The sequence below is a fragment of the Streptomyces sp. NBC_00353 genome, assembly GCF_036108815.1.
Lineage (GTDB): Bacteria > Actinomycetota > Actinomycetes > Streptomycetales > Streptomycetaceae > Streptomyces.
In genome coordinates this window covers 6,988,194-7,014,092 of sequence record NZ_CP107985.1, presented here as the reverse complement: position 1 = coordinate 7,014,092, position 25,899 = coordinate 6,988,194, and the positions used below count along the sequence as shown (strand labels likewise).

The window sequence follows — 25,899 nt, the reverse complement described above, 5'->3', positions numbered from 1 at the left end:
GCCGGACGGTGGACCGGCACTCCCCCGGTACGACCGTCAGACGCCCGCTGCTCGGGCCGCCTGATACACCTCGGCCGCCACGTCGACGAGTTCGGCGGCGTCACGCGTCGTTGCCTGAAGGTCCAGCAGGATCTCGGGTACGCCCGTTTCGGCGTGTGCCGCCAGGTCCTCGACGATCTGAGCCACGCTGCCCATGAAGGGCTGCCGGTCCGCGCCCTCGAACGGCTTGGTGCTGTACGTCGCGTTGGCACGGGCGCACACGCCGATCGGCCGGTCCCTGCCGCGCTCGGCAGCCAGGTCCTGCACCTTCCGCCACTGTTCGGCCAGTGTCGTGGCGCCCATGGCGACGGGCATCCAGCCGTCCGCCCGGTCCACCAGCCGGCGGGTGGCGCGCGGGCTGTTGGCCGGCAGATAGACCGGGATGGGGCGAACGGGCTTGGGGCCGACCTCGGCCGGTGCGATGGTGGTCAGCTCGCCCCGGTACGAGACCGGGTCCGGGCCCCAGACGGCCGCGCAGACGTCGAGCAGTTCGTCCAGGACCGCGCCGCGCTTCTCGAAGGGAGCGACCGAGGCGGCTGCGTACTCGTCGAGTGACCAGCCGGTTCCGAGGCCCGCGATCACCCGGCCGCCGCTCGCGACGTCGAGCGAGGCGAGCGAACGGGCCAGCTGGAGCGGTACGTGGAGCGGGGCGATCAGGACGCTGGTGCCGAGCCGGGCCCGGCCGGTGGCCGCGGCGGCCAGTGTGAGGGTGACCAGCGGGTCGGCGACGCTGCGGTACCCATCGGGCCACGGCAGCCCCGGTACGCCGTACAGCCCCTGGGTGGCCGGCTCGGGAAAGAGCACGCGCTCGAAGACCCACAGACTCTCGTACCCGGCGTCCTCCGCCGCGCGTGCCACCGTGGCCACGTCGCGGCCGATGTCGTACTGCTTCATCTGCGGAAGACCGAGACCGAGCGAGACCGGCATGCGTGCACTCCTTCACGAGGACGACAGGACAACTACCGTATGTCACCCCTTGCTTGCCTGCGGTCAACGAGGCGGGCAACGGCGGGTGAATGTGTGCGCCGCCCTGTGCAGGTTGCCCCGGAGCGGTGTACGGGACGACTCTGGAGGAGGCATCGCCTGCGGCTCGGGAAACCCGGCATCAGGCTGTGCATCCGGAGACGACGGAGAGGCGCCGACCGTGGACGGTCGGGAACCCGTGGGGAAGCAGCCCGGCGCGAGTGGACACGCGGCTGTGCCACACACCGCGGACATGCAGGTGGAGGCGTGGTCGCCGACGGCCGAGCGGTGCATCGGCGAGGCGGTGCGCGCCATGGTGGAGGGCTTTGCCGACACGTCCGGGGCCACGGTCGTCGGTGACCGCGCATACGCGGTCACGGCGGAGTCGGAGGAGGATCTGCTGGTGTCCGTCCTGGAGGAGATCGTCTACCGGATGGATGCAGACGGTGAGATCCCGCTCGATGTGGAGGTGGGGTCCATCCGGCCGGCGGGGGCCGGCCTGGGCCTGTCGGTCCGCTTCCGGATGGCCGACGCGGGCACCGCCGTGCCGGTCGGTGCGGTACCGAAGGCCGTTTCGCTGCACGACCTGCACATGCGTGGCGGCCCCGGCGGCTGGACCTGCCGGGTGACCCTCGACGTCTGAGTGCAGGACGGGGAAGGGACGGGATCATGGCGTTCACGGTGGCACTGGCCGGCGACACCATGCTCGGGCGCAGCGTCGCCGAGGAGCTGCGCCGCTCGCCGACGCCGGGGACGCTGGTCTCCGCAGGGGTCAGGGAGGCGATCGCGGAGGCGGACCTGTTCGTGCTCAACCTGGAGTGCTGTGTCTCCGACCGCGGGCACCGCTGGCCCGACCCGCAAAAGGCCTTCTTCTTCCGCGCTCCCTCCGCCGCCGCGAAGGTGCTGGCCGAACTGGGCGTGAACTGTGTGACGCTCGCCAACAACCACGCTCTCGACTACGGGTTCGACGCCATGGCCGACACCCGCACCCTGCTGGCCGGGGCGGGCGTGCACGCGGTCGGCGCCGGCGCGACCGTACACGCGGCCCGGGAGTTCGCGGTGCTGGAGGCGGCCGGTGTGCGGCTTGCCGTGGTGGGCGCCACGGACCACCCGCAGGAGTACGCGGCCGGGGCGGACAGTCCCGGTGTGGCCTGGGCCGATCTCCACGCGGGGGTGCCCGACTGGCTGACGGAGTCGGTGGGCCGGGCCGCCGCGGCGGCGGATGTCGTGCTGGTCACTCCGCACTGGGGCCCCAACATGACCTCGCGGCCGCCGCGTCACGTCTCGGCCGCGGCCCCGGAGCTGCTGGCGGCGGGGGCGACGCTGGTCGCCGGGCACTCCGCCCATGTGTTCCACGGGATCGCCGACCGGATCCTGTACGACCTGGGCGACTTCGTCGACGACTACGCCGTCGACCCGGTCCTCCGCAACGACCTGGGGCTTCTCTTCCTGGTGACCCTGGACGGCCCGGATGCCGCGCACCTGGTTCCCGCCCGGGTGGAGGCGATTCCACTGGCCCTGGACTACTGCCACACCCGCCTGGCGCGCGGCGAGGACCGGGAGTGGATCCGCGAGCGGCTCACCACCGCCTGCGCCGAGTTCGGCACCGCCGTCGCCGATCGGACCGGTCGGCTGACGGTCGACTGGAGGTGAGGGACGTGGACATCGCACTGGTGGAGAAGGGCCCGTACCGCTTCCGTATCGAGCAGCGGGAACCGATGCGTGTACCCGGGATGGTGTTCGCCTCACGGGCGCTGCTGCCACAGGCGGCCGGGGACAAGGCGCTGGAGCAGGTGGCGAACGTGGCGACGCTGCCCGGCATCGTCCGCGCCTCCTTCGCCATGCCCGACGTCCACTGGGGCTACGGCTTCCCGATCGGCGGGGTGGCCGCCACCGACATCTCCCGCGGCGGGGTCATCTCGCCCGGCGGCGTCGGGTTCGACATCTCCTGCGGCGTACGGCTGCTGGCCGCCGACATCGACCATGAGGCGCTGGGCCACGACCGGCTGCGGCGGCTGATGGACATCCTCGACGACACCATCCCGCGCGGCATGGGGCGCGGCGGGCTGTGGAAGCTGTCGGGCGCCGGGGAGATCGACGAGCTGCTGGTCGGCGGCGCTCGGTACGCGGTCGAGCACGGGCACGGTGTGCCGCGCGACCTCGCGCGCTGCGAGGACTACGGCGTCCTGGACGGCGCGGCCCCGGGGCAGGTGAGCAGGCGCGCCGTCGAACGCGGCCTCCACCAGGTGGGAAGCCTCGGCTCGGGAAACCACTTCCTGGAGGTCCAGGCGGTCGACCGGATCTTCGACACCGCCACCGCGGTGGCCTTCGGGCTGCGGGTGGGCCAGGTGTGCGTCATGATCCACTGCGGCTCGCGTGGCCTGGGGCACCAGGTGTGCACCGACCACGTCCGCGTGATGGACCAGGAACTGCACCGGCACCACATCCAGGTCCCGGACCGGCAGCTGGCCTGCACACCGGTCGAGTCGCCGCGGGGCCACGCCTACCTGGGGGCGATGGCGGCAGCCGCCAACTACGGCCGGGCCAACCGCCAGCTGCTGTCCGAAGCCACCCGTCACGCCTTCGCGACGGCCGCGGGAGTCGGTCTGGATCTGGTCTACGACATCTCGCACAACACGGCCAAACTCGAGACCCATGAAGTCGACGGTGAGGCACGTCCACTGTGCGTCCACCGCAAAGGCGCGACGCGGGCGCTGCCGCCCGGCGACCCGAGCCTGCCCGAGGACCTCGTCCGGGCGGGCCAGCCGGTACTGGTCCCCGGGACGATGGGCACCGCCTCGTACGTGATGGTCGGCCTGCCCGGCAACGAAGCCTTCCACTCCGCCTGTCACGGCGCCGGCCGGGTCTGGAGCCGTCATCACGCGCTGCGCATGGTCCGCGGGGAGCAGCTTCGCAACGAGCTGGAGGCCCGGGGCATCGCGGTACGCCCCTCCTCGTGGCGTGGTCTCGCCGAGGAGGCGCCGGAGGCGTACAAGGACGTCGACGCGGTCACCGCGGTCACCGAGGGCGCCGGACTCGCCCGGCTGGTCGCCCGCCTGGTGCCGCTGGGCGTCGTCAAGGGATGATCCGGTACGCGGCGGGAGAGCGGGGGCGCAGCTTCTCCGGAGGCCGGAACGGCGGCCGCGGTGGGCTCCGGCGGTGAAGTCGTCCGGCGCTCGCACCTCGGCGGAACGCGAGTAGCGTGGAGTGCAGGTGCAGTCTCGCCAGGAGTCCGGTCGTGAGCCGGGAGCAGTGACGACAGATGGACGTCCTGGCCTGCGGACAACAACGTCGGGCGGAGGAGCCCACCCTCTCGAGGGAGTCGAGCAGCGGTACGAAAACGCAGCAACCGTGGGAGCTGCGGGAGGAGCGGGGATGGCGGCCGCGGATGTCGTCGTGCACGCCGGACCGGTCCGGCTCGGCGGGGAACTGACGGTCCCCGAAGGGGCCACGGGCATCGTGGTGTTCGCCCACGGCAGCGGCAGCAGCCGGCACAGCCCGCGCAACCGCTCCGTCTCGACCTCACTGAACAAGGCCGGGCTGGCCACCCTCCTGTTCGACCTCCTCACGGCGGAGGAGGAACTGGACCGGGCCAACACCTTCGACACCGCCCTGCTGGCCGGCCGCCTGACCGACGCCACCCGCTGGCTGCTCGACCGGCCCGAGACCCAGGGCCTCGCGGTCGGCTACTTCGGGGCCAGCACCGGTGCGGCCGCCGCGCTGCGGGCGGCGGCGGAGCCGGACTCCCCGGCCGTGGCGGTCGTCTCGCGCGGCGGCAGGCCTGATCTGGCCGGGCCCCGCCTGCCGGCGGTGACCGCGCCCACGCTGCTCATCGTCGGAGGCGATGACGAGGTGGTGCTGGACCTCAACCGCCAGGCCCAGGCACTGCTGCGCTGTGAGAACCGGCTCGCCGTGGTCCCCGGCGCCACTCACCTGTTCGAGGAGCCCGGTGCTCTCGGGAAGGTGGCGGAGCTGGCCAGAGAGTGGTTCGCCGGGCACCTGGGTCATCGAACAGGGCCGGAAGGCTGACCACCGGCTCGCCACCCGGCCGACGAGGCCCTCGTCGATGCGGAACGAGGCCATCTATGCAACCCGCTTGTCTACGCGCATCATTGGGTTGCTTCGCTCGCACAACCATCCCCGGTCGCACCACGGGCATCCCCGCTTCACATGTGTCTGTCGACGGCCGGTCCAGTTCTTGTCATGCACTTGTCACTTCCTGGGAGGGGCAACACGATGGCTTGCGGATCAACCAGCCTGTGGGCCGGTGAAACCAGCTGGTTCTGCTGCGGCAACGCCTGGGGGCCATGCTCCAGTGCCGGCGGCGGCGCCTGCGGCAACTGCCAGTCCAGCGCGCACCACGGCGCGTGGCCCAACGCCTCACAGGCGTGCTGGAACATCACCCGGCCCGACCTCTGCGGCGAGAACATCCCCAGACGCGGCTGTGGTGCGGTGATGAACGTCAAGCACCAGTGCTCGGGTGCGACGGTGTGCATCACGATCACCGACTGCGGCCCGCGCACCAAGGACTGGTGCGGAGAGGCGACTTGCTGCAACGGCACCTGTCGCACCAACCGCGTCCTCGACCTGACGCCGGCCGCCTTCTCGGCGATCGGCAACCTGAGCTCGGGCAAGCTGCCGGTCTACATCTACGAGTGAGGAGGACCGAGATGACCGTACGACACGACCGGGCCGACGCGATGCGCCGCCGGCGCTTCCTCACCAATGCCGCCCTCGGCGGCGCGACCATCATCGGCGCGACCGCGCTCGGCGGCCTCGACGCCGAGGCCGCCTTCGCCGCGGAACCCTCGCTCGACCCCGCGATAGCCAAGTCCACCTTCGTGGAGGGCCGCATCACGGGCATCACCGGCAGCATCCTGGAGGTGACCGGATCCAATGGGGGCCACTCCCGGGTGCAGATGACCAACGTCACCAGCGTCTGGAAGGTGCGCGCCACCACAGCCGAAGTAATCGAGGTCGGCGACGGGCTCTACGCACGCGGCGTCAAGATGCCCGACGGCACCGTGGCCGCCGACGCGGTGTGGGTGAACATCGTGAATCTGGACACGCAGATCCGCGGCATCGCGAAGAACCGGCTGCACCTCGCCCACGGGCAGCACGAGCTGGTCGGCCACGTCGCCCCGGATGCCAGCGCCTCCTACGCGGGCCGCGCACTGACGTCCGACCTGTCCCGGCTGCGCATCGGGCAGAGCGCCCAGGTGCTCGGTGCCTGGCGGCCCTCCGACAACTCCGTGGACGTCGTCCGCATCTCCGTCGGGCACTGATACAGGCCCAAGGACACAGAGAGAGGAAGAGATGCTGTCACTGACAACGGGCCTCGCCCCGCTGGTCCTCGCGGGCCTGCTCGGCTGGACCGGGGCGGTCAAGGTGTTCAGTCGGGGCACCGCACAACAGGCGCCGAAGACGGCGCTGGCCCGCATGCTGCGCAGCAGTGAGCGGGCCACCACGGTGCTGCGCGCGACCGGCGCAGGTGAACTCCTGATCGCCGCAGGTCTGCTGGTGGTCCCGGCGAACCCGGTGCCGGGGGCCGCAGCCGCGGTCCTCGGGGCGGGCTTCCTCGGCTACCTCGGCTACGGCCGGGCCGTGGCACCGGAGTCCTCCTGCGGCTGCTCGGCAGGTGAGGGCACCCCCATCACCTGGCGGGCGTTCGCGCGGGCGGCGGTCGTGCTCATCGGCGGGGCCACGGTGGCGGTGGCACGGGACACCTGGTGGCCGGCGGTCTCCGAGCGGCCTGCCGGTGCCCTTGTCCTCCTGGCCGGGGCGGCGGCGGTTCTGGTCACCCTCTCGGCGGACCTCGACCGGTGGTGGCTGCTACCACTGCGCCGGACGAGGCTGCGTGTCTTCGGGCACCCGCTCCTCGGCACCGCCACCGACCAGGTGCCGGTCGCGGCGAGCGTCGAACTCCTGGAGAACTCCCTTGCCTGGCAGGCCGCCGCACCCGTGGTCCGGTCCGCCTTGCTGGACCACTGGGAGGACGACGGCTGGCGCATTCTCCAGTACTCGGGTGTGTACGGGGACCGGGAGAACGCGCGCCCGGTCGCGGTGGTGTTCGCACTCGACGCCACGGCCGGCCGCGACACCGGTGACGACCCGATCGTCCGTGTCAGTTATGTCGACGCGGACAGCGGGGAGGCGGTGGCCGTGGACGAACTGCGCGCGGCGCCGTCGCGAAGGATCCTGCCGATGGCGGGCTGACGCCACGGATGAATCGCCGCCCGCGCAGACCTCCGGAACACAGCGCAGCAGCGCCGGACCGAAAGCCGGGTCCGGCGCTGCCCGGGGGCTCGCCCCCCTGGTTGCCGTCGTCGAGAAGCTAGTTCCTCACCAGCCGCCGGAGCTGATCTCGACGCGGGCGTTGAGGCCGCCCTTGCCGGTGCCCTTGTAGAAGTAGAGCTTCCCGGTGGCACCCGGTTCGGACTTGACGGCCATCAGGTCACCCGTACCGTCACCGGTGAAGTCGGCGCCGGCGTAGTCCGAGATGCCGTTCCAGCCACGGGAGCCGATCTCCGTGCGGGAGGGGCCGGCGTCGATGGTGCCGTTGCCGTGGCCCTTGTAGAGGTAGAGCTTCCCGGTGGACTTCTCGGTGGCGACGATGTCGTCCCTGCCGTCCCTGTTCATGTCACCGGGACTGACGATCTTGTCCATGCCGTTCCAGCCGTAGGAGCCGATCTCCGTCCGGGAGGGACCGGCGTCGATGGTGCCGTTGCCGTGCCCCCGGTAGAGGTAGAGCTTCCCGGTCGACTTCTCGACACCGCCGAGGTCATCCCTGCCGTCCCCGGTGAAGTCACCGACGAAGATGTTACTGATCCCGTTCCAGCCGCCGGAACCGATCTCCTTACGACTGGCCAGCCCGCTGCCGGTACCGGGGTAGAGGTAAAGCTTTCCGCTCGCGACCGCGGTGCCGACGAGATCGTCCCTGCCGTCCGAGTTGAAGTCACCGACGGCCAGATTCGCCATGCCGTTCCAGCCACCCTTGCCGAGCAGCAGCGGCGCAGTCAGGGTTCCCGTGCCCGTACCGGGGTACAGCCACAGGTTGCCCGTCGTCACCTGAACGGCCACCAGGTCCTTCTTGCCGTCCCCGTTGAAGTCACCGGCCGTCAGGTTTGTCATACCCGGGTCGCCCGTGGTCGCAGCCGCGCCGACGTCGACGTAGTTCCGGTCGATGTTGATCGTCGTCCCGCTGTACGTCTCGGTGACATTGCCCGTGTACTGGTGAACACGCTGATGGTCGGACCAGTACCCGGCGGGGATGTTCACGTCGGCGGTGTTGGCCACACCGTTCCAGTTGCCGACCCAGACCACGTCCGGACGTACCAGTGTCGTGGACGAATAGACGGAGGCGAGGTCCTTGATGCCACTGGAGGAGGAGCTGTACACGCCTGACCGGTAGCGCAGTTCTTGCAGACGGGCGGACCAGCCGGAGAGGTAGTTGAGGACGTTGGTGCGGTAGCCCGAGGAGTACGCCTCCATGTCGATGTAGAGCACCGTGCCGGGGACGAATCCGAGCGCTTGTGCCAGATCGACAGCCGCATCGGCGGCCGACCGGCCCTGGCTGGTCGCGCTCGAGGAGGAGATGCTCCCCGCTTGGAGGCCCGCGTAGATGGGGAGCAGATGCCAGCCACGGTTGCTCTGCTCGGCCACCCATGAAGCGGTGAGGTTCGGCTGGGAGCAGGCCCGGCTCGGCCCGCCCATGTAGATGCCCACCCCTCTGTAGGGCGAGGACGCCCAGTTCGCCATGGCGCCGGAGGAGGGTGCCGAGCAGGCGTCGAAGGCTTTTCCGGTGTAGCCGGTACTCGGGATCGCGGAGGCGGCGGCCGGGAGAGCCGGCGCCCGGGGCGTCGGAACCGTCTGCGGCTCGGCCGTGCTGCCGGTGGTGACGGAGCCCAGGATCTTCTCGATCGCTGCCGCCGACGAGCCGTAACTGACGGTTGCATAGACGCCGGCGCCTTCGAAGGCCAGCCGCACTTCACGGGAGTCGCCGACCGGGAGGGCCCTGGGAGCGGGGGAGCCCGCCGGGACGTTCACGGTGGGCACATCCTCTCGGGGCGCAGCTCCGGTGAACGGCTCCAGCACAATCGCTTCGGTCTTTGCCGCGATCAGGTGGGTGGGGCAGGACTGCTGCGCTCCCGGATGCCCCAGATACACGGTGTGCTGATCGAGTCGTACGCAGGTCTTCGGGTCCTTCTCCAGATCCACCAGCTTCCACCCGGCCGGAACGTCGATGGAGAGCCCCCCGTACTCGACGTGGCCGAGCGATTCCGCCGCCGAAGCGGGGGCGGAGGGCTGGAACGTGGCGGTCAGTCCGATGGCGGCAATGAAGGCAGAGGCTGAACGGCGCAGATGTCGGATCTTCATTCTCTCTTCCCGGAGTTGGGCCGATGTGGCACGGCCGGCGCGGTCGGGGCGCGGCAGCGCACAGAGGCAGGGCAGGGCCGCAGTGAACCCGGACCCGCCTGGTGGGGCGCCACCAGCCGCCGGTGCCGCTTTCGATGCGGACGTTGAAGCCGCCTGTGCCGTCGACCTTGTAGAGGTTGGGGTTTTCCGGTGGCGCCCGGCTGGGACTCGACAGCTGCCAGTCACCCGTACCGTCACCGGTGAAGTCACACCGCCGGCGCAGTCCGAGATCCCGTTCCAGCCACCGGAACCGATCTCCCCACGGGGGGAACCGCCATCGATGGCGCCGCCGCCATGACCCTTGTACAGGTAAAGCGTCCCGATCGACGCCTTGACACCGCCGAGGTGATCCTCACCGTCACCCGTGAAGTCGACGCCGAAGGTGTGATGAAGGCGTATCGAGGTGATGATGCGCCGACGAGGGAGAAGGACCTGGTCCGCCGTCAGGAGGACCTGGCAGCAGCGGATCCGGCCGCCGCCGGCGCGATCAACGCGCGTGCGGAACGGCGCCCGGCGTCAGGGGCACGACAACGACGCAGCAGTTGCTCGGGCTCGACACCGGCCATCCCATCCGGAGACCCTCGCCAGGAACTGGTCGCGCCCGCTCGACGAGGAAGCAACGACCCTCGAAAGGGCGTCCTGACCGTCCGTCAGTACAGCGTCGGCAGCGATCGGCGCCCTTCACCTGTGCGTGGGGGATCGTCAGTGGCCGGCGGCGGTCGAAGGCAAGCAGCGCAGGGGGCAGGACGCGCGCCGTCCGTACCTGGCCGTGGGGCTGACATCGTCCTGGGTCTCGACAGCGCCGACGGGAGTGTCGCTGCGCACCGTCCGACGCCGGATGTCCCCGCTCATGGACCGACTCATCGCAGACGGCCGCTTGGAGACCGGCCCGGACACCGCGCGGCTCGGCCTGGCCTGACGCCCCTCAATGCCCGGAAGAAACACGTCCTGACTTGCGGCAGTCAGAGACGGCAGACGAGTCGGCCTGTACGCCGGGTTCTGTCACCCGGTCGCCTCGCGGCGGCCGGGGAGACGGCCATCCATCTAGGACCGGCATTGCTGTCGGCCTCATGCGGTCTACCCGCGAACTCGGGCGGGCAGCCCTCGAACGTTCGCGCAGGACCGTCTTGCGACGGCCCCTCTTGACCTTGCTCCGGGTGGGGTTTACCTAGCCGCCTGAGTCACCTCAGGCGCTGGTGGTCTCTTACACCACCGTTTCACCCTTACCGAGGACCGAAGTCCCCGGCGGTCTGTTTTCTGTGGCACTGTCCCGCGGGTCACCCCGGGTGGCCGTTAGCCACCACCCTGCCCTGTGGAGCCCGGACGTTCCTCGGGAGGATCCGAAAATCCTCACGCGGCCGTCCGGCCGGCTCGTCTGCCGTGTCGACCATGCTACCCGGCGGGGCGGGGCCGGTCGGACGAGGCCCGACCGGCGGGCAGGTCAGAGACGGACCGTGCCGAACGCGGCGATGCCGGCCGACCAGGCTGCCGACAGGTCGGCGCCCGGAGGGAAGCGGCCGTTGAGTTCCAGGACCACCATCCCGTGCGCAAAGGCCCAGGCGGCCCGGGCCCGCTCCTGGTCCCCGGCGACGGCCCGGAAGAGCGGGGCCGCGGCGCGTTGCTCCAGGCCCGGCGGGAGGGATGTCCGGTCCACGAGGTGCTCGGTGGTGAGGCGGTACAGATGGGGGTGGGCCAGGGCGTAGGCGCGGTACGCGGTGGCGAGGGCCGGGAACGACCCGGGGGCCACGGACTCCGCCTCTTCCAGCGTCTCGGCCGTCTCCCGCAGCACCTCGCCGGCCAGGGCCGTCAGCACGGAGGACTTGTCCGGAAAGTGCTTGTAGAGGGACGGCGCCGTGATCCCGATGCTGTCGGCGAGCCGACGCATGGTGAGGGCTTCCGGGCCCTCCGTCTCCAGGAGGGTGCGGGCGGCGGCGATGATCTGCCGGGCCCGGTCCGTCACACGGCCCGCGACGCGGTCAGTCGTGGGGGCGGTGACACGTTCAGTCACGCTGGAAAGCCTTCCTTCGTACGGAGTCCGCCGGGGCGCACCGGAAGTCCGTGGGCCCGTCGGACCCGTAGCCGAAGGCGTGATCCTACGAGATGGGGAGGTCCGGCGCGGCAACCGGTCCGGGCGTGTTCGCCTTCCCGCCGGGTCAGCGTTTTCCACACTGCCGGGCGCCGTTCCGGGGAACGGCCGAGGCCCTGGTTCCGGCCGCGCCCGCTCTGGAGGCCGTCGTCCTGCGACGGCTGTGCGCCGCGGGTCGGCGACCTGCTCGACGCCGTCGTCGTCGCGCTCACGCGGGGGCGAACAGTACCTTCGCCGCACCCGGGTCCGCCTGAGTGAGGCGGACCCGGAGCCGTTCGCCCAGCGGAAGCTTCGTCGTGCCGCCGTCGATGCGGGCGACGACGGCCGGGTGCTCGATGTGGACCGTGCCGATGGTGGGTTCCTGGTCCTGTACGTCGACCACGTACGCGTCGAAGACCTGGCCCACCCGGTCGCTGAGGAGTGCCGCCTCGACCAGGTCGACGCACTCGCGCTCCACCGTGTTGGCGCGTCGGGTCCCTTCGGCCATTTCCTTCGGGAGACCGGGGAGTGCGGCCATCACCCACTCGGGCGGTTCCCGGTCCGCGACCGCCGCGAGACACAGTTCGGCCGCGTACCGGTCGACGAGACGGCGCAGCGGCGCGGTGCAGTGCGTGTAGAGGTCGGCGACGGCGGCGTGGACGGCGGGGGTGGGAAGTTCACCGTGGTCGAAGACCGTGTAGCCGGCGCCGCGCAGCAGGGTGGTGCACTCCTGGAGGAACGCGGCGTCGCTCGTCCTCTTCGGGTCGAGCGACCGGACGACCTGGGCGTACGGGACGTGGTGCGGCCAGTCGATGTGCAGGGCCTCGGCCGAGCGGCGCAGACGGGCGACGGCGCCGTCCGGGGCGACCGGGAGCGTACGCAGGATGCCGGTGCCCGCCTCGGTCATCAGATGGGCCGCGGCCATGCCGGTGAGGAGGGAGATCTGGGCGTTCCAGCCGTCGGCGGGCAGCGGGGCGCGGTACTCCAGGCTGTATGCGCCGTCACGCTGGACGATCTCCTGCTCGGGCACGTCGAGCGAGATCCCGCCGCGGGCGACCTCCTGCTCCTCACGGAGCCGGCCGATGTCCCTCAGCAGGGCGATGGGTTCCTCGGCGGTACCCGCGTCGATCTGCCGCTGAACGCCCGCGTAGCCCAGCTTGGCCCGGCTGCGGACCAGGGCCCGGCGTACGTCGCAGGCGACCGCACGGCCTTCCGTGTCGAGGTCGATCCGCCAGAGCAGAGCGGGGCGGGTCTGCCCCGGGAGGAGGCTGGCTGCGCCTTCGGAGAGCACGGTGGGGTGCAGCGGCACCTTGCCGTCGGGGAAGTAGAGGGTCGTCACCCGGCGGTGGGCCTCGGTGTCGAGTGCACCGCCGGGGCGGACGAAGGCGGCGACGTCGGCGATGGCGTAGTGCACGCGGAAGCCGTGCGGGCGGCGTTCGAGGTGCATCGCCTGGTCGAGGTCGGTGGACGTGGGCGGGTCGATGGTGAAAAAGGGGAGGTCCGTGGCGTCCTGGTGTCCGGTCAGGACGAGGGACTTCGCCACCTGTGCCGCCTCCGCGAGGACCTCGGGCGGGAAGTCGGCGGGCAGTCCGAGCGAGGTGCGCAGCTCGCACAGGGCCGCCCGCAGCGGGGTGTCGGCTGCGCCGGTCATATGGAGATGGCGGCGGGGCATGGACCGAGCGTATGGCGGGGCGGGGCGACCGGCATCCCGGGTGCAGGCGGCCCCGCGGACCGGGGACCGGTGGCGGTGCCGGGACGGGTGGTCCTGCGGACCGGGTGCCGGGCTGGGCGGTCCGGGCGTCCCCGTACGCTGGCAGGCGGGGCCTTGGGCAGTTGTGGGGGCCGCTTCCCTGTTCGTACGAAGGAGAACCGCCGTGCTCGTGCTGTTGCCGCCCTCCGAAGGAAAGGCCGCCTCGGGGCGCGGAGCACCCCTGAAGCCGGAGTCGCTGTCGCTGCCGGGGCTGGCCGAGGCCCGGGCCGCGGTCCTCGACGAGCTGGTCGAGCTGTGCGTGGCGGACGAGGAGAAGGCCCGGGAGGCGCTCGGTCTGAGCGAGGGGCTGCGCGGCGAGATCGCGAAGAACGTCGAGCTGCGGACGGCGGGGACGCGGCCCGCCGGGGAGATCTACACCGGGGTGCTGTACGACGCGCTGGACCTGGCGTCCCTGGACACGGCGGCCCGGCGGCGGGCCGGGAAGTCCCTGCTGGTCTTCTCCGGGCTGTGGGGCGCGGTGCGGGTGGGCGACCGGATTCCGTCGTACCGCTGCTCGATGGGGGTGAAGCTGCCGGGGCTCGGTGCGCTGGGCGCGTACTGGCGTGCGCCGATGGCCGAGGTCATGCCGGAGGCGGCCGGGGACGGGCTGGTGCTGGATCTGCGGTCGTCCGCGTACGCGGCGGCGTGGAAGCCGAAGGGTGCGGTGGCGGAGCGCACGGCGAGTGTGCGGGTGCTGCACTCCCAGATGGTGAACGGGGTGGAGAAGCGGTCGGTGGTCAGCCACTTCAACAAGGCGACGAAGGGGCGGATGGTCCGCGACCTGCTGCAGTCGGGGGCCCGGCCGAACGGGCCCGCGGAGCTGGTGGACGCGTTGCGGGGGCTGGGGTACGTGGTGGAGGCGGAGGCTCCGGGGCGGGCGGGACGGCCGTGGGCGCTCGATGTGGTCGTGACGGAGATCCACTGACACAGGGCATTGCAGCATATGCAACGCTCGTTGCGTACGGTGCGGTGCGCGCGGCAAGATGAGGCCATGACCTCCTCCTCTGTGCTGGACCTTGCCCCCGTCGTCCCCGTTGTCGTCCTGGAGGACGCCGCTGACGCGGTACCGCTCGCCCGGGCCCTCGTCGCGGGCGGGCTCCCGGCCATCGAGGTGACGCTGCGGACGGCCGCGGCACTGGATGCGATCGAGGCGATAGCGGCGGAGGTGCCGGGTGCGGTGGTGGGGGCGGGCACGGTGATCTCCGCGCGGAACGTCTCCGACACGGTGGCGGCCGGGGCGCGGTTCCTGGTCAGCCCGGGCTGGACGGATCCGTTGCTGGACGCGATGAAGGCGTCGGAGGTGCCGTTCCTGCCGGGGGTCTCGACGACGTCCGAGGTCGTGGCGCTGCTGGAGCGCGGGGTCAGCGAGATGAAGTTCTTCCCGGCGGAGGCGGCGGGCGGTACGGCGTACCTCAAGGCGCTGTCCGCACCGCTCCCCCAGGCCCGGTTCTGCCCGACGGGCGGCATCTCGCTCGCGTCGGCGCCGTCGTACCTGGCGCTGCCGAACGTCGGCTGCGTGGGCGGCAGTTGGATGGTGCCGGGAGATGCGGTGGCGGCGAAGGACTGGGCGCGGGTGGAGAGGTTGGCGGGCGAGGCTGCGGCGCTGCGCGGCTGATTTCCCCCTGCCCGGGCCCTCCCCGCCCCCGCCGGGTGCTGACCGGGATGCGGGGGGGCACCCCCGCACCCCGGGGAAGCGGCAGCTTCGCGTCGCCGGGGAGTCGCTCCGCTGCCCCGGAGCGCCCCACGCCCCCGCAGGAGCCTTCGCTCCCTACCGCAGGTGCGACGTGTCGTTCAGCAGCCTCAGTGACGCGTTGCCGTCCGCGTAGTACGCCACTGCCGACAGTGACGCCGCCGAGAGCTCCATGCGGAACAGGGACTCCGGTGGTGCACCCAGGGCCAGTCGGGCCAGGGTCTTGATCGGGGTCACGTGAGTGACCAGGAGCACCGTGCGGCCCGCGTGGCGGGTGGTCAGGCGGTCCCGGGTGGCCGAGACCCGCCGGGCCACCTCGGCGAAGCTCTCACCGCCGCCGGTGGGGGGCGTTCGCGTGGAGGCGAGCCAGGCGTCCAGGTCGGGGCCGTACCGTTCACGGACCTCGGCGAACGTCAGGCCCTCCCAGGCCCCGAAGTCCGTCTCGCGCAGGCCGTCCTCGATCTGGACGGGCAGGCCCAGGCGGGCACCCACCGTCGCCGCTGTTTCGCGGCAGCGGCGCAGCGGGGAGCTGATGATCTCCTGGATCGTGCCACGGGCGGCAAGGGACTCCGCCACCCGTTCGGCCTGGTGGCGGCCGGCCGCCGAGAGTTCGGGGTCGCTGCCGCCGCTGCCCGAGAACCGCTTCTCGGGCGTGAGGGCCGTCTCGCCGTGCCGGAGCAGGACGAATGTGGCCGGCGCCCCGAGGTCGGCGGCGCCCCAGCCGACCTGCGGGGTGGCCGCGGTATCACGGCTGGTGGACATCGCCGCCCGTGCCTTCGCGGCGCCCGCCGCCGCGTCCCCGGGCGGACCGGAGACCGGGGGCAGGTCGAGGGCTGCCGTCGATGCCGACGGCTCCCACTGCTTGCCCCTCTTGCCGGCGTCCATCGCCTCGTTGGCGAGCCGGTCCGCGTGCTTGTTCTTCTCGCGCGGGATCCACTCGTACGTGACCGCGGACGCCGGAAGGATCCGCGCCGCCGCCGCCGCGAGCGGCTTCATGTCGGGGTGCTTGATCTTCCAGCGACCCGACATCTGTTCCACGACCAGCTTGGAGTCCATCCGGACCCGCACCTGCAGCGCACCCTCCGCCGACGCGTCCGGCACCAGTGCCTTCGCGGCCTTCAAGCCCGCGATGAGGCCCTTGTACTCGGCCACGTTGTTCGTCGCGACACCGATGTACTCGGCGGCTTCGGCGAGCGTCTCCCCCGTCACCGGGTCGATCACGACCGCGCCGTAACCGGCGGGCCCCGGGTTGCCCCGGGACCCTCCGTCGGCCTCGATGACGAACTGGCGGGGCTGCGTCATTACAGGCCCGACTCCGCCGTACGGACCAGAATGCGGTGGCAGTTCTCGCAGCGCAGCACCGTGTCCGGGGACGCCGCCTTCACGTCGTTGACCTCGGTGATGTTCAGCTCCAGCCGGCAGCCCTCGCAGCGGCGCTGGTAGAGGCGGGCGGCGCCGACCCCGCCCGACTGGGCGCGGAGCCGGTCGTACAGCTTGAGCAGGTCCGCCGGTACGGAGCCGGCGACGAGCTCGCGCTCCTTCGTGACGGTCGCGGTCTCGTCGTCGAGAGCCTGCGTCGCGGCGTCCCGGCGGCCCGTCGCGTCGTCGACCTTGGCCTGGACGGCCGAGACCCGTGCGGTGAACTCGGTGACGCGCTCCTGCGCGGACTCGCGGCGCTCCATGACTTCGAGGACGACGTCCTCGAGGTCGCCCTGGCGCTTGGCCAGCGAGGTGATCTCGCGCTGGAGGCTCTCCAGGTCCTTCGGCGAGGTGACCGCGCCGGAGTCCAGCCGCTGCTGGTCGCGGACGGCGCGCTGGCGCACCAGGTCCACGTCCTGCTCCGCCTTGGTCTGCTCGCGGGCGGTGTCGCTCTCCTCGGTCTGCGACGCGACCAGCAGGTCACGCAGTTGTGCGAGGTCGGCCCTGAGCGACTCGATCTCGGCGTGCTCGGGGAGCGACTTGCGCTTGTGCGCAAGCTGCGACAGCCGTACGTCGAGGGCCTGGACGTCGAGAAGTCGGATCTGGTCGGCGGGCGCGGCGTTCAGTTGGGGGCTCCAGAAGAGTGGTGGGTGGTCCAGGGGTCGGTGACCTGCTTCGAGACATGGACCCGCAGGCCCCATCCGTGGCGGTCGGAAATCGCGTCGAGCTGCGCGGCGGCCTGCTCGCACCAGGGCCACTCGGTGGCCCAGTGCGCGGCGTCGATCAGGCCGATCGCGGACTGCTGAACGGCCTCGGAGGCCGGGTGATGGCGCAGATCCGCGGTGAGGAAGGCGTCGACGCCCGCGGCGCGCACCGCGTCGAAGAGGCTGTCGCCGGAGCCGCCGCTCACCGCGACGGTATGGACGACGGCGTCCGGGTCACCGGCCATGCGGATGCCCTGCGCGGTGGCGGGCAGCCGGGCGGCGGCGCGGGCGGCGAGGTCGCGGAGGGTCTCGGGGTGGTCCAGCTCGCAGATCCGGCCGAGGCCGCGATGGCCCTTGGGGTCGGTCGGGTCCGGTACGAGGGGTCCGGTGACGCGCAGGTCCAGGGCGCCGGCGAGGGCGTCGGAGACGCCGGGGTCGGCGGTGTCGGCGTTGGTGTGCGCGACGTGCAGGGCGATGTCGTGCTTGATGAGGGTGTGCACGACCCGGCCCTTGAAGGTGGTGGCGGCGACCGTCGTTGTACCCCGCAGATAGAGCGGGTGATGGGTGACGATCAGCTGGGCGCCGAGCTTGATCGCCTCGTCGACGACCTCCTGGACGGGGTCGACGGCGAAGAGCACGCGGCCGACCTCGGCGGCCGGGTTGTCGACGTCTCCGCAGACCGTGCCGACCGCGTCCCAACCTTCGGCCCGCTCGGGAGGCCAGAGGGCGTCGAGCGCGGCGAGGACTTCAGACAGACGGGGCACGGAGGAAAGGCTACCTTCCGTCCGTGCCCCGCCGCCCATGACTGGGGTGACCTGTGAGGACTCCACGAACAACCGGCGACAGCCGGTCACGGATCCTCACACGCAGTTCGGCCCGGGCCGTTGCCCGACCCGGGCCCCTGCTGATCCGGTCCGCTACTTGACGAGGTCCGCGCGCAGGTCGTCGAGGACCAGGTTCGCCGCCGTGACACCGAGGCCGAGGTACCAGGTCTCGTCCGGGACGTCCTTCGCCCGGCCCTCCTTGACCGCCTTGAGGTTCTTCCAGAGCGGGTTGGACCGGGCGGTGTCGCGCTTGGTCGCCTTCGGGTCGCCGTAGACGCCGGTGAAGATCCAGTCGGCGTCCGCCTCGTCGATCTTCTCCGGGCTGATCTCGGCGGCGAGGTCGTTGATCTGCTGGTTCTTGGGCCGCGGGAGACCTGCGTCCTCAAGGATCGTGCCGATGAACGACGCCTTCGCGTAGAGGCGGATGCGGTCCGGCAGGTAGCGGACCATGGAGATCGTCGGCTTGTCGGGGCCGATGTCCTCGCCGAGCTTCGTGGCCTTCTTCTCGTACGCGTCGAGCTCGCTCTTCGCCTTGGCGGTCCTGTCCAGCGCCGCGGCGTTGAGGAGATAGTTCTCCTTCCAGGTGAAGCCCGGACGGATGGAGAACACGGTCGGCGCGATCTTGGAGAGCTGGTCGTACTTGTCGGCGGCGCGCAGCTGGCTGCCGAGGATCAGGTCCGGCTTCAGACCCGCGATCGCCTCGAGGTTGAGGTTGTTGATCGTGCCGACGTTCTTCGGGTTGCCCGCGTCCTTCTTCAGGTACGAGGGGATGGCCGCGTCCCCCTCGGAGGGGGCGTAGCCGACCGGCTTCACACCCAGCGAGACGACGTTGTCGAACTCGCCGACGTCCAGCACGACGACGCGCTTCGGCGCGGACTTGAGCTCGGTCTTGCCCATGGCGTGCGTGAGGGTCCGGGGGAACTGGCCCGCCTCGGCGTCCGTCCCGTACGCGGCCGTCTTCTTGGCCGCGTCGGCGAAGTCCTTGCCGCCGGTCGCGACGGCTGCCTTCTTGTCGCTGCCGGCCCCGGACTCGGCCGAGTCGTCGGATGCCCCGCTGCCGCAGGCGGAGAGGGAGAGGGCGGCGGCCACTGCCAGGCCGACGGCGGCGGTGCTGCGGCGTCGTATGGACATCACGTACTCACTTGCTCCAGTTGAGGAATCAGACTCACAGGAAACGCTTAGGGATGCCTAACCTTAGCTGCGGGCTTTACGGGGAGCACAACCGCCCCCTCCCCTTCAGGTGAATCCGGGCATCACCACCCTTATGTGTGAAGTGGCGTGTCTCGTGTTGTTCGGCAGGAAGTGCGAAAACTAGCGTCGGTTGCCGGAGGTGACGAGTCCATGACTGCCTGTGCCATCGAGGGTGAGACCGCCGGGGCCGCCGCGACGGTGAGCCCCGTGTCGGGAGAAGCGGGAAAAGCGGGAGAAGCGGAGGGACCCGAGGGCCGGGAGGAGCCGGAGGAACCCGAGAGGCCGGAGGCAGCACGGGGGCCGGAGGGAGCCTGGGGGCCGTACGAACCGGCGGAGTCCCACGGGGTCGTTGAGCCGCCCGTGCCCGATGAGCCCGGTCAGCCGGGTGGTGACGTCGGGGCCGCCCCACGTGCGGCCGCGTTCACCATTGCCGCCGACGGTTCGTACGCCGCACGGCTCACGCTCTCCGGAGCGGCGGACGCCGCGGCCTGGTTCCCCGAGCGCTGGACGCTCGACGGGCACGAGCCGTACGCCGTGCCGCTTCCGCTCGACCAGCCGGAGGAGCCCGACTCCGATGTGCTGCCGCTCGCCGACGGCCGCGTACTGATCCGGCGCCAGGTGGCGGACCGTCACACCTTCTCGCTGCTCTATCCGACCGGACCCGGCACCGGCGAACTGCCGCTCGGCGCCCTCGGGCGCGCGGACGGCGTGCACCTGACTCTGCTGCCCCCCTCGCCGGACGGTGCGAGTGCGTACGCGCTTTCGGTCGGGGAACATTCCACCGCCGTCTGGCTGGTGGCGGGTGGGGCGTTCGGACCGGTTCATGTCGCGGATGTGCCGGGGCGGTGCTCCGGCGGGGCCTGGCTGGACCGGGCGGGGCGGCTGCTGGCTCTGGACCGGGAGCCCGTGGGCGGCGGTCCGGTGAAGGCGGTCGCCGTGGACCTGGGGCGGGGCGGCGAGGTGACGCCGCTGCTGCAGATCGCGCCGGAGAGCAACGACCGGCTGCTGCTCGCCGATACGGACAGCGGGCTGCTGCTGATCCGCTCCGACGCGCCGGGCCACGACCGGCTCGGGTGGGGGGTGCTCGGCAGCTGTCTGCCGGTACGTTTCCCGGAGTGCCTGCGTCCGGCGGATGTGGCGGTGACGCCGTTCGCCGTACAGCCGGGGCAGACGCTGATGCCGGAGAGCTGTGCGGTGGCAATGCGCATCGACGGGGCGGCAGGCAGCTGGGTCGGGGTGTGGCGGCCGACAGGGCACCGGCTGCATCAACTCCCCGCCCCCGAAGGATGGCTGGCCGGATCCGGGCTGTGGACCAGGGACGGTGTGCTCAAGCTTCCGTACGCGAACGGGGACGTGCCGTGCGGGGTGGCCCTGGTGGAGGCGCCGGCGGACGAGGAACGCGGCGTCGGGCAGGTATGGGCGACGGCCACGGAAAGCGGTATGCAACCATCCGCGGCCGGCGCGCCTCCTGCAGTGTGCAAGCCGGTTCCACTGGGGCAGGCGCCTCTCGTGGGGCGTACGGCTCCTGGTTAAGATTCCGGGCCTGGGGGCTACGCAGCCAATCGGCGCGGTTGCCGACGGTGACCGCGTCGGATGGTGGTGGCGCGATGGTCCCGGTGACACACACGTAAGCGATCACAACGGGGTGACTTCCCACATGTCTGAAGCCCGAACCGACACGACCCAGACGCGCCCGCCGGGGGCGGACGCCGAACGGGCCGAAGCCGGCGGCTCCGGAAAGCACCGAGGGGGTGTGTCGATGGACAGCACGGACGCGCAGCCGCACGGTCGCCACCGGCGCCCCTCCGAGGGGGGCCGCAGGGCGGCCTGACCGCATCGAAATCAACGAGGGAAGGAAGGGCCTCCGCACCACCACCACGTGCTGCGGAGGCCCTTCCTTGTGCGGTGCCCCGGAGCGTCAGTCCCGCTTGAGGCCCAGCACCTCCGCCGCCGCGAACGTCTCGTTCGCCGGGCGGTCCTCGTAGTACGGGGAGATCAGCTCGTCCAGCTCGTCGAACGAGAAGGCCTCCTTGGACGAGTCGAACTTCGCCGCCACCCTGGGGCGTTCCACGATCGCGACCATCCCGCCGTGCACCACGAGCAGTTGCCCGTTGACCTTGGCAGCCGCCGGCGAGGCCAGATAGCCGACCAGGGGGGAGACGTGCTCGGGGGCCAGCGCGTCGAGCCGGCCGTCCGTCGGCTCCTCGAAGCCCGCGAAGACGTCCTCCGTCATGCGGGTGCGGGCCCGTGGACAGATCGCATTGGCCGTGACGCCGTATTTGGCGAGGGCCAGGGCGGTGGAGGTGGTGAGGCCGACGATGCCGCCCTTGGCCGCCGCGTAGTTCGGCTGGCCCGCCGAGCCCGCGAGGAACGCCTCGGACGAGGTGTTGACGATCCGGCCGTAGACCGGGGAGCCGGACTCCTTGGACCGGGCGCGCCAGTGGGAAGCGGCGAAGTGGGTGGTGTTGAAGTGGCCCTTGAGGTGGACCCGGATGACGGAGTCCCACTCGTCCTCGGTCATCGAGAAGACCATCCGGTCGCGCAGGATCCCCGCGTTGTTGACCAGGATGTCGAGCTTGCCGTACGCACTGACGGCCAGTTCGACCAGGGCGCGGGCCTGATCGTGGTCGGAGACGTCGCCGAGGTGGGCGACCGCGCGGCCGCCGGCCGCGCGGATCTCCTCGGCGACCTCCTCGGCGGGTGCCGCGGACGCTTCGCCGGAGCCGTCGCGGCCCGGCTGCCCGTAGTCGTTGACGACGACGGCCGCGCCGAGCCGGGCCAGTTCCAGCGCTTCGGCGCGCCCGAGGCCGCGGCCCGCGCCGGTGACGATGGCGGACAGCCCGTCCAGGGGCAGGGATTGTGACATCGGAACCTCGGAGTCCTCTCGGAGCACGGCAGCTGACAGCCAGTCAGAGTTCGATGCAGGTACGGAGGGCCTCACCGGTCCTCATCTGGTCGAGCGCGTCATTGATCTCGGCGAGCTGCACCCGGTGGGTGATCATCGACTCAAGGTCGATCCGGCCCGCCCGCCAGAGCGCGATGGCCCGTTCGTACGACCGGAGCACGTCCCCTCCGCCGTACATGGAGGGCAGGATCCGCTTCTCGTCGAAGAACAGCTCGAACATGTTCACCTGGAAGTTGTCGTCCATCGCGCCCGCACCGACGATGCAGAGCGTGCCGCCGCGCCGGGTGTTCTCGTACGCAGTGCGGGCCGTGACCGACTTGCCGACGACCTCGAAGACGTAGTCGAAGCCCTCACCGGCGGTGATCCGCTGCTTGGCGTCGGCGAGTCCGTCCGGTGCGACCGCCTCGGTCGCGCCGAACCGCAGAGCCGCCTCGCGCCGGGACCCGACCGGGTCGACGGCGACGATCTGGGCGGCGCCCTGCACCCTGGCGCCCTGGATGGTGGAGATGCCGACGCCGCCGCAGCCGATCACGGCGACCGACGAACCGGCCTCCACCTGCGCGGTGTTGATCGCGGCGCCGAGTCCGGTGGTGACTCCGCAGCCGATCAGCGCGGCGATCTCGAACGGCACGTCGTCGGGGATCGGCACCGCGCAACCCGCGTCGACGACGACCTCCTCGGTGAAGGTGCCGGTCCCGGCGAAGCCGAACACATCGCCGCCGGGGCGCTTGAAGTTGGGCGTCCCCGCGTTCATGAAGCCGGCCAGGCAGAGCTGCGTCTGGCCGCGCCTGCAGGCGGGACATGTCCCGCAGGCAGGCAGCCAGCAGACCAGCACCCGGTCCCCCGCGCTCAGCCCGGTCACACCGTCGCCGATGTCGATGACCTCGCCGGCACCTTCGTGGCCGGGGATGAAGGGGGCGGGCTGCGGCAGCACGCCGCTCATCGCCGAGACGTCGGAGTGGCACAGTCCGGTGGCCCGGACGCGGAGCTTGACCTTGCCGGGGCCGAAGCCCACCGCCTCGACGTCATCGAGGACTTCCAGTTTGTCCTGACCTATCTCGTGCAGTACGGCTGCGCGCATGGTGCGGCTCCCCTCAAGTCGTGGCGTGTGTCGGTCCTTGGGTGATTCAGGAGTGTTCGACGAGCGTGTCGGCCAGGACCGGTGCCTCGTCCCGCTCGACGGCGGTCACGGCGACCCGGACGTGGCCGTCCCCGGTCCACATCCGGATGCGGAGGGTCTCGCCGGGGAAGACCACCCCGGCGAATCGGGTGCGGTACGAGCGGATGCGGGCCACTTCACCGCCGAGCAGCGTGTCGGCCACGGCCTTGAGCGTCATGCCGTAGGTGCACAGCCCGTGCAGGATGGGCCGGTCGAAGCCTGCCTTCCGGGCGAACTCCGGGTCGGCGTGCAGCGGGTTCCGGTCCCCGGAGAGCCGGTAGAGCAGCGCCTGGTCCTCGCGGACCGGCCGTTCGACCGTGTGGTTCGGGGCGACGGCCATGTCGGCGTGCCGCCCGGACGGCCCGCGTTCGCCGCCGAAGCCTCCCTCGCCGCGGACGAAGATCTCGGCGTCGTTGGTCCACAAGGGCCCCTCGTCGTCGGCGGCCTCGGTGCGCAGGACGAGGACGGCCGCCTTGCCCTTGTCGTACACCGCCGCGACCTTCGACGTCTGGACGGCCCTGCCCTCGGCCGGGATCGGCCGGTGCACCCGTACGGTCTGGCCGCCGTGGAGCACGGCGGCCAGGTCGACGTCGATCCCTGGCGAGGACAGTCCGCCGACGACGCCCGTGCCCGCACCCGCGACGGTGGCGAAGCTGGGCAGTACGTGGAGCCGGGATTCGAGGGTGTAGCGCAGTTCGGCGGGGTCGGTGGCGGGGGCGCCCGCACCGAGTCCCAGGTGGTAGAGCTGGACGTCCTTGTGGTCCCAGGAGATCTCGGCGGTCCGGGGTTCGGCCGCGACCGCCTTTGCGGCATCAATGGGCATGGGGAAGCTGCTCCTTGATGGTGGGAAGACCTCGGCACGGCCGTCCGCACCGTCGGCCGCACCGAGGTCGTGCGGGGCCGGCCGCAGCGCCCCTTCTAGAACGCGTTCTAGCCGGTTGGCCCTATGTATAACGCAGCTCCCAGTAGTTGTGAAGACTGCTGACATCCCGTCAGATGCCTTACGGGGCAACGCGTGACGACGGGCCGGCGATGACATTTGTCATCCCGGAGTCCGTACATGCGCCTCTGCCGGGACAGCCACCCGGTTCCGTAGCGTCGGGGGCATGGAAAAGACAACGGGGAGCGGGCCCGCGGTGATCTTCACCGGGGCAGTCAAGACCTTCGGCCGGGCGGAGCAGACCGTACGCGCCGTCGACGGGATCGACCTGACCGTCGAACGCGGCGAGACCGTCGCCCTGCTCGGCCGCAACGGTGCGGGCAAGTCCACCACCATCAGCCTCCTGCTCGGACTCGACGAACCGGACTCCGGCGGTGTGCGGCTGCTCGGCCGGACCCCCGAGCAGGCGGTACGGGCCGGCCGGGTCGGCGCCATGCTCCAGGACGGGCGGCCCATCCCCCGGGTGACGGTCCGCGAGCTGATCACCTTCGTCGCCTCCACGTACCCGAGCCCGATGCCGGTCCCCGAGTCGCTGGCTCTGGCGGGTGTCACCGCGTACGCGGACCGGCGCGTCGACAAGCTCTCCGGCGGGCAGGTCCAGCGTGTCCGGTTCGCCGTCGCGCTGGCCGGCAATCCGGAGCTGATCGTCCTGGACGAGCCGACCGCCGCGCTGGACGTCGAGGCCCGGCGCGCGTTCTGGGACTCCATGCGGGCCTACGCCCGGCGCGGCAACACGGTTCTCTTCTCCACGCACTATCTGGAGGAGGCCGACGAGAACGCCGACCGGATCGTCGTCATCGACCACGGCCGGATCGTCGCCGACGGCAGCGGCGACCGGATCAAGGAGTCGGTCGGCGGCAACCATGTCTCGTTCGACCTGGCGGGCGGCGGTACGGAGGGTCTGGAGCTGCTGCCCGGCGTCGTCGCCGTCGAGGTCCGCGGGGACCGGGCGCTGCTGCGTACGGACGACTCGGACGCCACCGTGATCGAGCTGGCCCGCCTCGGCCGGGTCCGCAACCTTCAGGTCTCCCGGGCCACCCTCGAGGACGCGTTCCTCGCTCTGACCGCCCCTGCCACCCTCTCGGAGAAGGAGATCGTCTGATGCTGCCCTACATCGTCCTGGAGATCCGCCGTACCCTGCGCGACGGATTCTTCATGATCTTCGGGATCGGGATGCCGGTGCTGATGTATCTGCTCTTCACCAACCTCGGTGCCGACGGCGACGGCGCGGCCGAATGGAAGGTCATGTCCATGGTCGGCATGGCGGCGTACGGGGCACTGGGTGCCGCCATGTCCATCGGTACGGGCGTCGCGTCCGACAAGTCCCTCGGCTGGCTCCAGCAGCTCCGGATCACCCCGCTCGATCCGTCCCGGGTGGTCGCGGGGCGCGCGATCAGCGGCTCGGTGACCGTGCTGCCCACCGTCCTGGCGGTGCTGCTCGCCGGGGCGCTGGTCAACGGCGTACGGCTGGAGGCCGGGCAGTGGATCTCCTTGACGCTGCTGCTGTGGATCGGCGCACTGCCGTTCACCCTGCTCGGCATCGGCAACGGCTACCGGCTCACCCCGCAGGCCACCGGGGTGGTCAACGTGGCCGCCCTGATGGGCTTCGCGATCGTCGGCGGGTTGTGGTTCCCGCTCTCCCTGTTCCCGTCGTGGGTGCGCAGCATCGGCGCGTACACCCCCGCCCACCGGTTCGCCGACCTGGGCTGGGCGGCCACCGGCGGCCACGCGCCGTCCGCGGGGACGATCGCCGTGCTCGCCGGATGGCTCCTGCTGTTCGGTGCGTACGCCGTCGTCTCGTACCGTCGGTCCGCGAGGACGGCATGAGCGGAACG

Annotated in this window: 23 protein-coding genes, 1 other RNA gene and 1 pseudogene; 13 read left to right on the top strand and 12 right to left on the bottom strand. The window is 71.4% G+C overall.

What is annotated here, in order from left to right; translation table 11 throughout:
- Positions 1-36: 36 nt before the first annotated feature.
- Positions 37-966, bottom strand: coding sequence for an LLM class F420-dependent oxidoreductase (locus OHA88_RS31600; RefSeq protein WP_328628008.1), 930 nt, complete (start codon positions 964-966; stop codon positions 37-39).
- A 271-nt stretch (positions 967-1,237) separates the two neighbouring features.
- On the opposite strand from OHA88_RS31600, the gene OHA88_RS31595 reads away from it, so the two are divergent.
- The 7 genes and pseudogenes from OHA88_RS31595 (at position 1,238) to OHA88_RS31565 (ending at position 7,218) form a co-directional block, all read left to right on the top strand.
- A complete protein-coding gene (locus tag OHA88_RS31595; RefSeq protein WP_328628007.1) occupies positions 1,238-1,645 on the top strand; it encodes an archease in 408 nt (135 codons plus the stop codon).
- Positions 1,646-1,671: 26 nt separating this feature from the next.
- Entirely contained in the window at positions 1,672-2,655 is a 984-nt protein-coding gene (locus OHA88_RS31590) for a CapA family protein (RefSeq protein ID WP_328628006.1), read from the top strand.
- Positions 2,656-2,660: 5 nt separating this feature from the next.
- Entirely contained in the window at positions 2,661-4,088 is a 1,428-nt protein-coding gene (locus OHA88_RS31585; RefSeq protein WP_328628005.1) for an RtcB family protein, read from the top strand.
- 301 nt (positions 4,089-4,389) lie between these two features.
- Positions 4,390-5,031 (top strand): annotated as a pseudogene (locus OHA88_RS31580) (dienelactone hydrolase family protein); the annotation flags it as partial.
- Positions 5,032-5,238: 207 nt separating this feature from the next.
- Positions 5,239-5,661 carry an RlpA-like double-psi beta-barrel domain-containing protein gene (locus OHA88_RS31575; RefSeq protein WP_030926101.1) on the top strand — a complete coding sequence of 141 codons (423 nt, stop codon included), beginning with the start codon at positions 5,239-5,241 and terminating at the stop codon, positions 5,659-5,661.
- Positions 5,662-5,672: 11 nt separating this feature from the next.
- On the top strand, positions 5,673-6,287 hold the full coding sequence (locus OHA88_RS31570; RefSeq protein WP_328628004.1) for a cell wall protein: 615 nt from the start codon (positions 5,673-5,675) through the stop codon (positions 6,285-6,287).
- A gap of 31 nt (positions 6,288-6,318) precedes the next feature.
- Positions 6,319-7,218 carry a MauE/DoxX family redox-associated membrane protein gene (locus OHA88_RS31565; protein WP_328628003.1) on the top strand — a complete coding sequence of 300 codons (900 nt, stop codon included), beginning with the start codon at positions 6,319-6,321 and terminating at the stop codon, positions 7,216-7,218.
- 126 nt (positions 7,219-7,344) lie between these two features.
- Here OHA88_RS31565 and OHA88_RS31560 read toward each other — a convergent pair whose 3' ends face one another.
- On the bottom strand, positions 7,345-9,378 hold the full coding sequence (locus tag OHA88_RS31560) for a glycoside hydrolase domain-containing protein (RefSeq protein WP_328628002.1): 2,034 nt from the start codon (positions 9,376-9,378) through the stop codon (positions 7,345-7,347).
- A 730-nt stretch (positions 9,379-10,108) separates the two neighbouring features.
- Between OHA88_RS31560 and OHA88_RS31555 the strand changes: the two genes are divergently transcribed.
- Complete coding sequence (locus OHA88_RS31555; RefSeq protein ID WP_328628001.1) at positions 10,109-10,336, top strand: hypothetical protein; 228 nt, start codon at positions 10,109-10,111, stop codon at positions 10,334-10,336.
- Between the two features lie 53 nt (positions 10,337-10,389).
- On the opposite strand, the gene rnpB is transcribed toward OHA88_RS31555, so the two are convergent.
- From rnpB to OHA88_RS31540, 3 genes are all read right to left on the bottom strand, one after another.
- Positions 10,390-10,791: RNase P RNA component class A (gene rnpB, locus OHA88_RS31550), an RNA gene on the bottom strand.
- A 67-nt stretch (positions 10,792-10,858) separates the two neighbouring features.
- On the bottom strand, positions 10,859-11,377 hold the full coding sequence (locus OHA88_RS31545) for a TetR/AcrR family transcriptional regulator (RefSeq protein ID WP_328629838.1): 519 nt from the start codon (positions 11,375-11,377) through the stop codon (positions 10,859-10,861).
- Between the two features lie 334 nt (positions 11,378-11,711).
- Entirely contained in the window at positions 11,712-13,154 is a 1,443-nt protein-coding gene (locus OHA88_RS31540) for an RNB domain-containing ribonuclease (RefSeq protein ID WP_328628000.1), read from the bottom strand.
- A gap of 202 nt (positions 13,155-13,356) precedes the next feature.
- On the opposite strand from OHA88_RS31540, the gene yaaA reads away from it, so the two are divergent.
- Both yaaA and eda read left to right on the top strand, forming a co-directional pair.
- The gene (gene yaaA, locus OHA88_RS31535) at positions 13,357-14,157 is read left to right on the top strand and encodes a peroxide stress protein YaaA (RefSeq protein WP_328627999.1); all 801 of its coding nucleotides are present in this window, start codon (positions 13,357-13,359) and stop codon (positions 14,155-14,157) included.
- Between the two features lie 66 nt (positions 14,158-14,223).
- The gene (gene eda / locus OHA88_RS31530) at positions 14,224-14,847 is read left to right on the top strand and encodes a bifunctional 4-hydroxy-2-oxoglutarate aldolase/2-dehydro-3-deoxy-phosphogluconate aldolase (protein WP_267005430.1); all 624 of its coding nucleotides are present in this window, start codon (positions 14,224-14,226) and stop codon (positions 14,845-14,847) included.
- Positions 14,848-15,000: 153 nt separating this feature from the next.
- Here eda and OHA88_RS31525 read toward each other — a convergent pair whose 3' ends face one another.
- The 4 genes from OHA88_RS31525 to OHA88_RS31510 all read right to left on the bottom strand — a co-directional run bounded on the left by OHA88_RS31525 (position 15,001) and on the right by OHA88_RS31510 (position 19,000).
- Positions 15,001-16,224: a bifunctional RNase H/acid phosphatase gene (locus OHA88_RS31525; protein ID WP_328627998.1), complete on the bottom strand. Its 1,224-nt coding sequence runs from the start codon at positions 16,222-16,224 to the stop codon at positions 15,001-15,003.
- The gene (locus OHA88_RS31520; RefSeq protein ID WP_328629837.1) at positions 16,224-16,967 is read right to left on the bottom strand and encodes a zinc ribbon domain-containing protein; all 744 of its coding nucleotides are present in this window, start codon (positions 16,965-16,967) and stop codon (positions 16,224-16,226) included. The genes OHA88_RS31525 and OHA88_RS31520 overlap by 1 nt, the downstream gene beginning before the upstream one ends.
- On the bottom strand, positions 16,964-17,809 hold the full coding sequence (locus OHA88_RS31515; RefSeq protein ID WP_328627997.1) for a Nif3-like dinuclear metal center hexameric protein: 846 nt from the start codon (positions 17,807-17,809) through the stop codon (positions 16,964-16,966). Before OHA88_RS31515 ends, OHA88_RS31520 begins: the two co-directional genes overlap by 4 nt.
- A gap of 153 nt (positions 17,810-17,962) precedes the next feature.
- Complete coding sequence (locus OHA88_RS31510) at positions 17,963-19,000, bottom strand: ABC transporter substrate-binding protein (protein WP_328627996.1); 1,038 nt, start codon at positions 18,998-19,000, stop codon at positions 17,963-17,965.
- Between the two features lie 210 nt (positions 19,001-19,210).
- On the opposite strand from OHA88_RS31510, the gene OHA88_RS31505 reads away from it, so the two are divergent.
- Complete coding sequence (locus OHA88_RS31505; protein WP_328627995.1) at positions 19,211-20,593, top strand: hypothetical protein; 1,383 nt, start codon at positions 19,211-19,213, stop codon at positions 20,591-20,593.
- Positions 20,594-20,978: 385 nt separating this feature from the next.
- Here the strand turns inward: OHA88_RS31505 and OHA88_RS31500 are convergent, their stop codons facing one another.
- The 3 genes from OHA88_RS31500 to OHA88_RS31490 are packed head-to-tail and all read right to left on the bottom strand — an operon-like array spanning position 20,979 to position 23,947.
- On the bottom strand, positions 20,979-21,926 hold the full coding sequence (locus OHA88_RS31500) for a 3-oxoacyl-ACP reductase (protein WP_328627994.1): 948 nt from the start codon (positions 21,924-21,926) through the stop codon (positions 20,979-20,981).
- Between the two features lie 43 nt (positions 21,927-21,969).
- The gene (locus OHA88_RS31495) at positions 21,970-23,046 is read right to left on the bottom strand and encodes a Zn-dependent alcohol dehydrogenase (RefSeq protein WP_267005424.1); all 1,077 of its coding nucleotides are present in this window, start codon (positions 23,044-23,046) and stop codon (positions 21,970-21,972) included.
- A 46-nt stretch (positions 23,047-23,092) separates the two neighbouring features.
- Entirely contained in the window at positions 23,093-23,947 is an 855-nt protein-coding gene (locus OHA88_RS31490) for a MaoC/PaaZ C-terminal domain-containing protein (protein WP_327240344.1), read from the bottom strand.
- Positions 23,948-24,230: 283 nt separating this feature from the next.
- Between OHA88_RS31490 and OHA88_RS31485 the strand changes: the two genes are divergently transcribed.
- Together OHA88_RS31485 and OHA88_RS31480 are read left to right on the top strand one after the other, a co-directional pair.
- The gene (locus tag OHA88_RS31485; RefSeq protein WP_328627993.1) at positions 24,231-25,166 is read left to right on the top strand and encodes an ABC transporter ATP-binding protein; all 936 of its coding nucleotides are present in this window, start codon (positions 24,231-24,233) and stop codon (positions 25,164-25,166) included.
- Complete coding sequence (locus OHA88_RS31480) at positions 25,166-25,891, top strand: ABC transporter permease (protein ID WP_328627992.1); 726 nt, start codon at positions 25,166-25,168, stop codon at positions 25,889-25,891. Before OHA88_RS31485 ends, OHA88_RS31480 begins: the two co-directional genes overlap by 1 nt.
- The last annotated feature ends 8 nt before the right edge of the window (positions 25,892-25,899 follow it).